The 11745-nt window shown below is 66.9% G+C and carries 8 protein-coding genes; all 8 read left to right on the plus strand.

Annotated features, from left to right (window positions below):
- Positions 1-44 precede the first annotated feature (44 nt).
- Positions 45-359, plus strand: a complete 315-nt coding sequence (locus tag AC3ANX_RS17755) for an L-rhamnose mutarotase (RefSeq protein ID WP_488334554.1) — start codon at positions 45-47, stop codon at positions 357-359.
- On the plus strand, positions 356-3361 hold the full coding sequence (locus AC3ANX_RS17760) for a glycoside hydrolase family 35 protein (RefSeq protein ID WP_488334555.1): 3006 nt from the start codon (positions 356-358) through the stop codon (positions 3359-3361). Before AC3ANX_RS17755 ends, AC3ANX_RS17760 begins: the two co-directional genes overlap by 4 nt.
- Positions 3362-3395: 34 nt before the next feature.
- Positions 3396-4508 carry a beta-galactosidase BglB gene (gene bglB, locus AC3ANX_RS17765; protein ID WP_488334556.1) on the plus strand — a complete coding sequence of 371 codons (1113 nt, stop codon included), beginning with the start codon at positions 3396-3398 and terminating at the stop codon, positions 4506-4508.
- Positions 4509-4782: 274 nt separating this feature from the next.
- The gene (locus AC3ANX_RS17770; RefSeq protein ID WP_488336988.1) at positions 4783-6273 is read left to right on the plus strand and encodes a rhamnogalacturonidase; all 1491 of its coding nucleotides are present in this window, start codon (positions 4783-4785) and stop codon (positions 6271-6273) included.
- Positions 6270-7478, plus strand: a complete 1209-nt coding sequence (locus tag AC3ANX_RS17775; protein ID WP_488334557.1) for a glycosyl hydrolase 53 family protein — start codon at positions 6270-6272, stop codon at positions 7476-7478. The genes AC3ANX_RS17770 and AC3ANX_RS17775 overlap by 4 nt, the downstream gene beginning before the upstream one ends.
- Positions 7479-7740: 262 nt before the next feature.
- Positions 7741-9276, plus strand: coding sequence for an MFS transporter (locus AC3ANX_RS17780; RefSeq protein WP_488334558.1), 1536 nt, complete (start codon positions 7741-7743; stop codon positions 9274-9276).
- Between the two features lie 29 nt (positions 9277-9305).
- On the plus strand, positions 9306-10490 hold the full coding sequence (locus AC3ANX_RS17785; RefSeq protein WP_488334559.1) for an SGNH/GDSL hydrolase family protein: 1185 nt from the start codon (positions 9306-9308) through the stop codon (positions 10488-10490).
- Position 10491: 1 nt separating this feature from the next.
- A complete protein-coding gene (locus AC3ANX_RS17790) occupies positions 10492-11457 on the plus strand; it encodes a glycoside hydrolase family 43 (protein ID WP_488334560.1) in 966 nt (321 codons plus the stop codon).
- Positions 11458-11745 lie beyond the last annotated feature (288 nt).

Here is an 11745-nt window from a genome sequence, read left to right on the forward strand (position 1 = left end):
TATAGAAGACAATCCCATCTATTGGGAGCTAAGGGGGAGGAACGATGACGACTCATGCGTTCAAGATGCAGCTCAAGCCGGGTGTGCTCGACGAATATCGCGCGCGCCACGATGCTATCTGGCCCGAACTGTCGGCGCTGCTCACCGAGAGCGGTATCTACGATTATTCGATCTTCCTCGACGAACAGACGTTGAGCCTGTTCGCGGTGCTGAAACTCGCCGAGGACAACAACCGCGCAGCACTGCCCGATCATCCGGTGATGAAGCGCTGGTGGGATTACATGGCGCCGCTGATGGAGGTCGAGCCCGACAACCGGCCCAGGGAATGGCCGCTCCCGCTCATCTTCCACCACGCATGAACGCGCGCCGCACGCTCGCCGCCGCGCTGCTCGCCGCCAGCGCGCTGCCCGGTGTCGCCGCCGCGCAGACCGCGCGTCCGGTGTTCAACGCGGCTGCGCCGGTCAAGACGTTCGGGCGCGTGTCGTACGACAGCCGATCGCTGATGATCGACGGCAAGCGCACGATCATCTGGTCGGGCGAGTTCCATCCGTTCCGCCTGCCCAGCCCCGATCTGTGGCGCGACGTGTTCCAGAAGATGAAGGCGAGCGGGTTCAACACCGTCGCGCTCTATTTCGACTGGGGCTACCACAGCCCCAAGCGCGGCGTGTACGACTTCAGCGGCATCCGCGACATGGACCGCGTGCTCGACATGGCGGCCGAGGAAGGGCTGTACGTCATCACCCGCGCCGGCCCCTATGTGAACGGCGAACTGACGCGCGGCGGTTTCCCCGGCTGGATGGTCAACCAGAAGGCGCGCGCACGCACCGACGATCCCGAATACATGGCCGCCGCCGACGAATGGCTCCACCATATCGACGCGATCATCGCGCGCCACCAGATCAACGGTGACGGCAAGGGCGGCAAGGGCGGCACCGTCATCCTCCACCAGATCGAGAACGAGCTGTCGGTGACGGGCGCGTCGCAGCGCCGCTATATGGATCACCTCTACAGTGTGGCGCGCGGCGACGGCATCACCGTGCCGATCTTCCATAACGATCAGGGCCGCAACGGTTATTGGACGCCGCAGAGCAGCACCGTCGACAAGGTCGTGACCGGCCCCAACGACCTCTACGCGTTCGATGGCTATCCCGGCGGCACCTGCACCGTCACCGGTGAGCCGACGCGCGGGTCGGCCGCGCCCGACTGGGGCTTCTATGGCCCTGGCGGCGCGAAGGGCGGCGCCTCCGCCTCGCCCGACACGCCCGGCTTCCTGGCCGAGTTCGGCGGCGGCTGGTTCGATTACTGGGGCTCGAACGGCGGCTACGAATGCAACGCGATCCAGCGCGGCAAGCGCTTCCAGCGGGTGTTCTACGGCACCAATCTCGCCAACGGCATCGGCATCCAGAGCTTCTACATGACCTATGGCGGCACCAGTTGGGGCTGGCTGCCAGCACCGGTGGTGTTCACCAGCTACGATTACGGCGCGTCGATCTCCGAGGCGCGCGTGCTGCGACCCAAGGCGCAGGAGATGAAGCAATTGGGCGAGCTGATCGCGGCGGTGCCCGATCTCGCCGGCATGGTGCCGGCCGCACCGGTCGCGGTGAGCAGCGCTGCCGTGCAGGTCTATCACAACCACAATCCGGACAGCGACGCGCGCTTCCTGCTCGTCACGCACAAGCCCTCCAACGCGCAGACCAGCGACCGCTTCACCATCACCGCCGATCTGCCCGACGGGCGTTACACCCTGCCGATGCAGCTTAACGGCTTCGACGCGAAATGGCTGGTGGCGGGCGTCAATCTCGGCGGGCAGCGGTTGGTCTATTCGACCTCCGAGTTGCAGACCGCGCTGAGCGTCGACGGCGGCGATGTGATGCTGCTCTATAGTCGCGCCGGTGAGCCGGGCGAGACCGTGCTGCGCTACAAGACCGCGCCGACCGTCACCGTGCTGTCGGGGCAGGTGACGAGCGCGTTCGACGCGGCGAACGGCGATCTCAAGCTGGCCTACACGCACACCGGCCTCGCCCGCGTGCGCATCACCGGCGGCGGGCGCGCGCCGCTGACGCTGCTGCTCGGCGACGAGGCGGCGGGCGTGCAGTTCTGGCGCACCGGGTCGGTACTCGCGCGCGGCCCCGCGCTGGTGCGCCATGCGGTCGCCAGCGGCGGCACGCTCGCACTGACCGGCGATACGGAAGGGGAAAGCCCGCTCGAAGTGTGGGCGCCCAAGGCGACACGCGTGACGTGGAACGGCGTGGCCGTCGCCACCACGCACACCGCCTCGGGCAGTCTCGAAGCGATCAAACCCCTGCCCGGCCCCGCCGCGATCGCCTTGCCCGCGCTCGCCGGCTGGCGCAGCGCACCCGGCTCGCCCGAGGCGGAACCGGGTTATGACGACAGCGGCTGGCAGGCGGTCGACCACCGCGCCAACGCCTCGACCACCGCCGCGCCCGATGGCCAGCCCAATCTCAGCATGGACAGCTACGGCTTCCACGACGGCGACGTGTGGTATCGCGGCCGCTTCACCGGAACGGCGGACGCGCGCACGGTGACATTCGCGTATGGCGGCGGCGGCGCGGGGATGATGCAGGTGTGGCTCGACGGGCGCTTCCTCGGCCAGCATGAGATCTCCACCGGCCTGCCGCGCCCGATCACGCTCGGTTCTGCCGGGTTCGATCTGCCCGCCTCCGCGCAGACCGGAGAGCACGTCCTGTCGGTGATGGTGCGCTCGAACGGTCACAACTGGGATCTCGACGCCGACGATTTCCACAAGGAACAGCGCGGGCTGATCTCCGCCTCGATCCAAGCGCCGGGCGGGCGCTCGTTCGGCGTGCCGATCGCGTGGAAGATCCAGGGCAATCGCGGCGGTGAGACGCTCGCCGATCCGGCGCGCGGCGTGGCCAATGCCGGCGGGCTTGACGGGGAACGGCGCGGCTGGACCCTGCCCGGCTTCGACGATGGCCGCTGGAGCAAGGCCACCCTCCCCGCCGCCAGCGCGCAGGCCGGCACCACCTGGTATCGCACCGGCTTCGACCTCGCCGTGCCAAAGGGGCAGGACGCGACGATCGCGGTCAGCTTCGGCGATGCGAGCGTGCCGCGCTCGGTGGCGCGTTACCGGGCCTTGATCTTCGTCAACGGCTGGAACATGGGGCAGTTCATCGCCCATATCGGTCCGCAACGGACATTCCCCATTCCCGAGGGCATCCTCAACCACCGGGGCCATAACGAGATCGCGCTGGCGGTGACGTCGGACGGCGCGGCCGGCGATGCGCTGGAGGCGGTCAGGTTGGTGACGCTGCACGATGCGCGCGGCGGTGTGCCGGTGAAGATGGTCGCCGCCCCGGCGACACCCGCAGAGCTTAAATGAACCCTTTCCCGATTTTTCCCCAGGAGACCAACACGTGGCCGCGCTGACGCACGACATCCCCCGTACCGAAGTTACCCAGCAGATCGCCAAGCTGATCGACAACCTCGTCAACATCAAGGACGAGACCGGCGAGTTCCTGCTCCGCCTCGAAGACGGCCGGGTGATCGACACCAAGGGCTGGAACGACTGGGAGTGGACGCACGGCGTCGGCCTGTTCGGCCTGCTGCGCTATTACGAGCAGACCGGCGATCTCGAAGCGTATGACGTGATGGTCAACTGGTTCGAGGATCGCTTCGCCGCCGGCACGCCGACCAAGAACATCAACACGATGGCGCCGTTCCTGACGCTCGCCTACCTCTACGAGCAGACCGGCGAGCAGCGGTATCTGCCCTATCTCGACACCTGGGCCGAGTGGCTGATGGCACCCGACGGCCTGCCCAAGACCGAGGAAGGTGGCTTCCAGCACATCGTCTTCAACGACGAGAATCCCGGCGAGATGTGGGACGACACGCTGATGATGTCGGTGCTGCCGCTCGCCAAGATCGGCCAGTTGCTCGGCCGCGACCATTATGTCGAGGAGGCCAAGCGCCAGTTCCTCGTCCACATCAAATATCTGTTCGACACCAAGACCGGGCTGTGGTTCCACGGCTGGGACTTCAACGAACGGCACAATTTCGCGGGCGCCCTGTGGGCACGCGGCAATTGCTGGGTGACGATCGCCATTCCCGAAATCCTCGAGATGCTCGATCTGCCGGTCGGCGACGCGTTCCGTACCTTCCTGATCGATACGCTCCATGCGCAGGTGAAGACGCTCGCCAAGCATCAGGACGAGAGCGGGCTGTGGCACACGCTGATCGTCGATCCGACCAGCTATCTCGAAGCGTCGGCGACGGCGGGCTTCGCCTATGGCATCCTGAAAGGCGTGCGGAAGGGGTATCTGCCGCGCGAATACGAGCAGGTCGGCATCAAGGCGGTGCGTGCGGTGCTGGCGAACATCGATGATGCGGGCGAACTCAAGCAGGTCAGCTTCGGCACCGCGATGGGCGACACGATGCAGTTCTACAAGGACATCGCGCTCACCTCGATGCCCTACGGCCAGAGCCTCGCGATCTGCGCGCTGGGCGAGTTTTTGCGGACGTATATCTGAGACTTAAACGTCTATTTATCTGAAACCCGTTCGTCCCGAGTAGCTGCCGAGTAGGGCCGCAGGACCGTATCGAGGTAGCATATCGAGGGGCAGGTCCCGAGCGCCGCCTGCACCTCGATACGGGCTCTCGATACGCCCTGCGGGCTACTCGATCCCTACTCGGCACGAACGGTTTGAGGTACGAGAAAGTATAACAAACAACAGAGGAGAGAGCGCCGTGATCGACCGTCGTCTGCTGCTGGGAGGGGGCGCCGGGCTGCTCGCCTCCGCCGCTATGCCCGCTTTCGCCAAGCGCAAGCCGCTGGTGGCGGCGCTCGGCTTCGTCGATGTGCGCGATCATGGCGCGAAGGGCGACGGCGTGACGATCGACTCGCCCGCGATCGACCAGGCGATTGCCTATGCCGCCTCGCGCGGTGGCGGGACGGTGTATTTCCCGCCCGGCACCTATGCCAGCTACACGATCCACCTCCAGAGCAACATCACGCTCCACCTCGATCGCGGCGCGACCCTGCTCGCCGCACCCGTGCCGCTCGAAGGCACCACGTCGGGCGGCTATGACGCCGCCGAGCCGCAGGACCCGGCGATCGAGCATTTCCAGGACTATGGCCACAATCACTGGCGCAACAGCCTGATCTACGGCGAGGATCTGCACGATATCGCCATCACCGGCGACGGGCTGATCTGGGGCAAGGGCCTCAGCCGCGGCCATCCCGATCCCGATGTCGCGCGCGCGGAAATGCCGGGAGTCGGCAACAAGGCGATTGCGCTCAAGAAGTGCCGCAACGTGCAATTGAGCGATTTCTCGGTGTTGAAGGGCGGCCATTTCGCGCTGCTCGCCACCGGGGTCGACAACCTCACCATCGACAATTTGACGGTCGACACCAACCGCGACGGCTTCGATATCGATTGCTGCCGCAACGTATTCGTGTCGAACTGCCGGCTAAATACGCCCTATGACGATGCGATCTGCCCCAAATCCTCGTTCGCGCTCGGCTATGCGCGCGCGACCGAGAATGTCGCGATCACCAACTGCCATGTGACGGGTGCGTATGAGGTCGGCTCGTTCCTCGACGCAACCTATCGGCCGCTGGTCAAGTCGCGCGACACCTGGCTGACCGGCCGGATCAAGTGCGGCACCGAATCGAACGGCGGGTTCAAGAACATCACCGTCTCCAACTGCGTGTTCGAGAAATGCTGGGGCCTCGCGCTCGAATCGTGCGACGGGGCGGTGATCGAGGATGTCGCGATCAGCAACATCACCATGCGCGATTGCCAGAGCGCGCCGATCTACATGGTGCTCAACAAGCGGATGCGCGGGCCGCAAGGCGCGGCGATCGGCTCGATCCGGCGCGTGCTGATCGACAATCTCACCTGCATGAACGCCTCGCCCTATCCCGCGCTCATCACCGGGCTGGACGGGCAGCGAATCGAGGACGTCAAGATCAGCAACGTCTTTCTCGAACAGGCCGGCGGCGGCGACAAGGCGATGGCGGCGATCGACCCGCCCGAGCTGGAGACAACCTATCCCGACCCGGACCGCTACGGCCCGCTGCCCGCGACCGGCTTCTTCGTGCGCCACGCGCGCAATCTGGAGATGAGCCATGTTGAGATCCGCACGCGCGCGGCCGACGTGCGCCCGGCGTTCTGGCTGCGCGACGTCGACGGGTTCGATGGGTCGTTCCTCAAGGCGCCGGCTGGCGCGCCCGCCTTCCACCGCGACGCGACGCGCAGTTTCCGTGCGGTGGTGAACGGCGCCACCATATGACACTTGATCGGCGCGCCGCCCTGGCAGCGCTGGCGGCAGCCGGCGTGATGCCGATGCTGCCTGCGCACGCCGCGCCCGTCGTTCCGGGCGGCCGCCGCTTCCTGCTCGGCGCGGACGTGTCGTGGCTGCCCGAGGACGAGGCGGCGGGCGCGGAATATTGGTACGAGGGCAAGCGTTGGGACTTGCTGAAGCTGCTCGCCTCGGTCGGCTTCAACGAGATCAAGGTACGCGCCTTCGTCGATCCGTCCGCGCCCGACGGCTATTCGGCCGACGCGCCGCAAGCGGGCTGGACCAGCCTCGCCCACGCAATTGCGCTTGGCAAGCGGATCACGGCTGCGGGGATGGGCTTTACGCTGTCGCTCAACTTCGCCGACACCTGGGCCGACCCGCAGGGCCAACCCAAACCGCGCGTGTGGCAGGATCTGCACGGCGCGGCGCTCCAGCAGGCGGTGCACGATTATGCCAAGGCGACGCTCGGCACTGTGCGGCGCACGGGGCTCAGGCCGACGATGGTCTATGTCGGCAACGAAACGACGTTCGGGATGCTGTGGCCCGACGGGCGCGTGCCGCTGTCGCGACCGACCGGTAATCCCGTGACCGACAAGACGCATCTCGATCCCGGCAAGGTCGGCGGGATGGACGGATTCGCCGCGCTGCTCAAGGCGGCGATCGCAGGTATCCGCGCCGCCGATCCGGCGACGAAGATCGTCGTCCACAACCATCTCGGCCGGCATTGGCCGATCCTGCGCGATTGGGTCGATGCGTTGCGGGCGCAGCACGTGCCGTTCGATGCGGTGGCGCTGTCCTGCTACCAGCAGGCGGCGGAGGGCGACTGGGCGACGAGCTTCACCAGCTTCTGCGCGCGCTACCCCGATCTCGGGCTGATGGTGGCGGAATATTCGAGCCGCAAGCGCTACCTCAACGATCTCGTTCACGATCTGCCCAACGGACAGGGATGGGGCACGTTCATCTGGGAGCCGGTGCATTATCAGGAGGCGATCTTCGACAAGGATGGCCGTTCCGCCGGCGAAGGCCCGCGCCCGAACCTGATCTCGCAGGGGATGAACAGCGCCGAGGCGCCTGGCGGCGGCGCGCCCAAGCCGGTGAAGCCGGAGCCGAAGCATTACGGCAAGGGCGGGCGGTTCGAGGGGAACCAGTTCCTCGATCTCTACCGGCGGATCGCGACGGATTATCGCTTGCGCTGAACCTGCCGAAACCTTCGCCCGGCAAAAGCCAGGGCCCGGGCGGAGAGGTAGAGGTACGGGAGCGCGCCGCGACTGTACCTCCCTTCCGTAGCTGGACCCCGGCCCTCGCCGCGGAAGGTAAAGGCGGAGAGAAGGGAGACAGCACGCCCGGCGCGACTTGAAATAATTCCACATAGTGCTAGAACGATCCATATAATGACGGGACTGCCGAACAAGCCGGTCGGGAGCCTGCGTAAGACGATCGCAAGCGCGGGAGCGGACGATGGCATTGGCACCTGAGACACCGACGGCAGGCGCGGCACCCCGCCCCGTCAAGCTGGTCAACTACCTCGCTTACGGCTCGAACGACGTGCTCGGCGCGGGCTCGATGGCGGTCATCTCCGGCTGGGTGCTGATCTTCTACACCCAGTTCTGCGGGCTTTCCGCCGGCGAGGCGGCGACGATCTTCGCGGTGGCGCGCGTACTCGACGCGTTCGCCTCGCCGATGCTCGGCTACGTTTCCGATAATTTCGGCGGCACCTGGCTTGGGCGCAAGTTCGGCCGGCGGCGCTTCTTCATCCTCGCCGCGATTCCGCTGCTGCCGAGCTTCGCGCTCATGTGGCTGCCGGGGCAGACCTTCTGGTATTACCTCGTCAGCTACGTGCTGTTCGAACTGGTCTATGCGATGGAGATCATCCCGGTCGAGACGCTCGCCGCCGAGATGTCGACCGATTACGGCAGCAAGGCCAAGTTCGCCGGCTGGCGCATCCTGTTCGGTCAGGCCTCGGCGATTCTCGCGGGGTTCCTGCCGCTGTGGCTGATCGGCTACCTCGGACGCGACAGCGCGGACACGTTCTTCTACATGGGGCTGGTGTTCGCCGCGTTGTTCATGGCGACCGCGACCTTCCTGTACCTGTTCAGTTGGGAACGCCACATGCCCGGCGGCGCGGCGCCGGTGCGCAGCGGCACCGCGCCGACCAGCGCGTTCGCCGCGTTCAAGGCGCTGTACCGCAACCTGTTCTCGACCATGCGGATTCGGGCGTTCCGGCTGCATCTCGGCATGTATCTGGGTGGGTATATCAGCCAGGACGTGTTCAACGCGGCCTTCACCTTCTTCGTGATCTTTGCGCTGGCCGGCACGACCGAGCTTGCCTCCGGGCTGCTCGGGACGATGTATATCCTCCAGTTCGTCTCGGTGCTGCTCGCGATCAACCTCGCGCTGCGCACGTCGCCCGCGATCGCGTACCGGCTCGCGGCGGGGTGTTTCGCCGCGGGCGTGGTGGTGCTGCTCAGCCTGTGGTCGGCCGGGGTGCTCGCGTCGAGCTGGCTGCTGTTGATCGCGATCGGCCTCGCCGGGCTCGGGCGCGGCGCGCTCAACTACATTCCGTGGGCGACGTACAATTACATGGCCGATGTCGACGAGATCGTCACCGGCCAGCGTCGCGAGGGCAGCTTCGCAGGCGTGATGACCTTCGTGCGCAAGGCGACGCAGGCGATTGCTGTGGCGGGTGTCGGCTTCATCATGGAGGCGGGCGGTTTCGTCTCCAAGGCGCCCGTACAGACCCCGCAGGCGATCCTGACGATCGCGCTGCTGCTCGGCATCGGCACGATCGGGCTGCTCGCGTTCGGCGTGATCGTGTCGCTGCGCTTCCGGCTCGGCCCGACGACGCACGCGGTGTTGATGGAGGAGATCGAGCATCTGCGCAGCGGCGCGACGACCCCGACCGACGAGACGCACCGCGCGGTGGTGGAAGACCTGTCGGGCTGGCGCTATGACCAGTTGTGGGGGCGCAATTCGGTGGCCGCGCCGACCGCCTGAGACAAACCAAAGCCACGGGAGATGAGTCGATGAAAGCCGGATGGCCGTTGCTGATCGTTGCCGCGCTCGCCGTGCCCATGCCGGCTTCGGCGCAATATTGGTCGCGAAGCTGGGCGGTCGCCCCGCAGGCCGCGTCCACCCGCACGCCGCTCCCCGATCTTACGGCCAAGACGCTGCGTCAGGTGGTGCGGATCAGCAGCGGCGGCAAGCGCATCCGCCTGCGCCTGACCAACGAGATGTCGGCAAGCGCGCTGAAGCTCGGCAGCGTCCATGTCGCGTTGGTCGATGGAGCGGGCAGGATCGTCGCCGGTAGCGACCGCGCCGTCACCTTCGCCGGCGTCGCCGCGCCAGTGCTGCCGGATCGCGCGCCGATCGTGAGCGATGCGATCGCGCTGGCGGTCGCGCCGCTCGCGCATGTCGCGATCAGCCTGTATTTCCCCGATGGCGCGCCGGAGGCGACCGTCCACGGCTATGCCGCCGCCACCGCGTCGATCGCGAGCGGCGACCAGACCGCCGCCGCGACGCTTACCGATGCCATGCCGTTCAAGCAGCGCATGGTGATCGAGGGGATCGACGTCGACACCGCGCGAGCGGGGAGCACCGTGGTCGCGTTTGGCGATTCGATCACCGACGGCGTCCGCGCCACCGCCGATGCCGACACGCGCTGGCCCGACGATCTCGCCGCCGCCCTCCAGAAGGCCGGGCGCACCAGTGTTGGCGTCGCCAATCTCGGCATCAGCGGCAACCGCGTGCTGGCGGAGGGCACCGGCACCAACGCGCTCGCGCGCTTCGACCGCGACGTGCTGTCGATCCCCGGCGTCAGCCATGTCATCGTGCTGGAAGGTGTCAACGATATCGGCAGCGCCACCCGCGACAAGAAGCCGATCCCCACCGCCGCCGACCTGATCGGCGCATACCGCCAGATGATCTCCCGCGCGCACGACAAAGGCGTTAAGGTGATCTTCGCCACTATCCTCCCCTATAAGGGCGCGGGCTATTGGGGCGCGGAGGCCGAGGCGGTGCGCAAGCAGGTCAACACCTGGATCCTTGGCAATCACGAAGCCGACGGCGCGGTCGATTTCGCGCGAGCCGTTGCCGATCCCGCCGATGCGGAGAAGTTCGCCACCGCCTACGACAGCGGCGACGCGCTCCACCCCAACGACGCGGGCTTCCGCGCGATGGTCGCGGCGATCGACCTCAAGCTGCTGCGCTAGGGTGATCGCCCTCGCTCTCGCGCTGCTGACGACCGCGCCCGGCGCGGTCGCACCAAAACCGCTCTACCGCGATCCGGTGTATGACGGCGCGGCTGACCCGTCGATCGTGCGCGACCGGGCGAAGCGCGAGTGGGTGATGTTCTACACCAACCGGCGCGCCAATCTGAAGCTCGCCGACCCGAAAGACGTAAGCTGGTTCCACGCCACGCCGATCGGCATCGCGCGATCGAAGGACGGCGCGAAATGGCAGTACGCCGGCATGGCCGACATTCCCAAAGCCTGCACCGGCGCGACCTTGTGGGCGCCCGACGTAGAGTATTTCGGCGGCCGATATCACATGTGGCTGACGGTGGTGCCGGGTGTGTTCAAGGACTGGAACGCGCCGCGCTTCCTCGTCCATCTCACCAGCCGCGATCTCGCGCATTGGACCTGCGGCGAGCGGCTCGATCTCGGCTCGGATCGGGTGATCGACGCGAGCGTCGCTGCGCTGCCGGAGGGCGGCTACCGGCTGTGGTTCAACGACGAGCGGATGGGCAAGGCGATCCGCTATGCCGACAGCGCCGATCTGGTGCACTGGCAGGTGAAGGACACGATCGTCACCACCCCCGGCGAGGGGCCCAAGGGCTTCCGCTGGAAGGGCCGGTGGTGGCTGGTGTCGGATGCGTGGAAGGGCCTGCTGGTGATGCGCTCCGACGACGGCGTGCACTGGACGCGACAGGCGGACTATCTGGTCGGCGACGCGGGCACGCAACCGACCGACCGCGCCAAGGGCCAGCATCCCGAAGTCGTCGTGGCGGGCGACCGTGCGTATCTGGTGTATTTCGTCCACCAGACCGGCGAGGCCGAGGTCGCGACCGACCGCGACTGGGGCAAGCGCACCGCGATCCAGATTGCCGAACTGCATGAGACGGACGGCGTGCTGTCGGTCGACCGCAACGCGCCGACGGTGGTGCGGCTGGAGCAGTAGGCCGACGCCCGTTCCGTTAGCTCAGTACGAACGGAGGTTGGAAGGCCGTCCTTCACCTCCGCGCCCCCCCAAGCCGTTCGTGTCGAGCGTAGTCGAGACACCTGCACTCGGCGCGGTTCCTCGACTTCGCTCGGGACGAACGGTGTTGGGGGCGGATCCGGCACCGACTTGAGAGGGAAATCACCCGCCCCTCCGTTCGCCCTGAGCCTGTCGAAGGGCGTGCCCGGCTCACTCACGCCAGCGGCAGGTTCCGCTATGTCTTGCACGCGCGCCGGGCCGCCCGACCCG

The sequence above is a fragment of the Sphingomonas sp. BRN-1R genome (genome assembly GCF_057748035.1).

Bases quoted from the DNA above. Each gene is read 5' to 3' on its own strand.
- AC3ANX_RS17755 (WP_488334554.1), top strand. From the start codon at position 45: ATGACGACTCATGCGTTCAAGATGCAGCTCAAGCCGGGTGTGCTCGAC.
- AC3ANX_RS17760 (WP_488334555.1), top strand. From the start codon at position 356: ATGAACGCGCGCCGCACGCTCGCCGCCGCGCTGCTCGCCGCCAGCGCG.
- AC3ANX_RS17770 (WP_488336988.1), top strand. From the start codon at position 4,783: ATGCCCGCTTTCGCCAAGCGCAAGCCGCTGGTGGCGGCGCTCGGCTTC.
- AC3ANX_RS17775 (WP_488334557.1), top strand. From the start codon at position 6,270: ATGACACTTGATCGGCGCGCCGCCCTGGCAGCGCTGGCGGCAGCCGGC.
- AC3ANX_RS17780 (WP_488334558.1), top strand. From the start codon at position 7,741: ATGGCATTGGCACCTGAGACACCGACGGCAGGCGCGGCACCCCGCCCC.
- AC3ANX_RS17785 (WP_488334559.1), top strand. From the start codon at position 9,306: ATGAAAGCCGGATGGCCGTTGCTGATCGTTGCCGCGCTCGCCGTGCCC.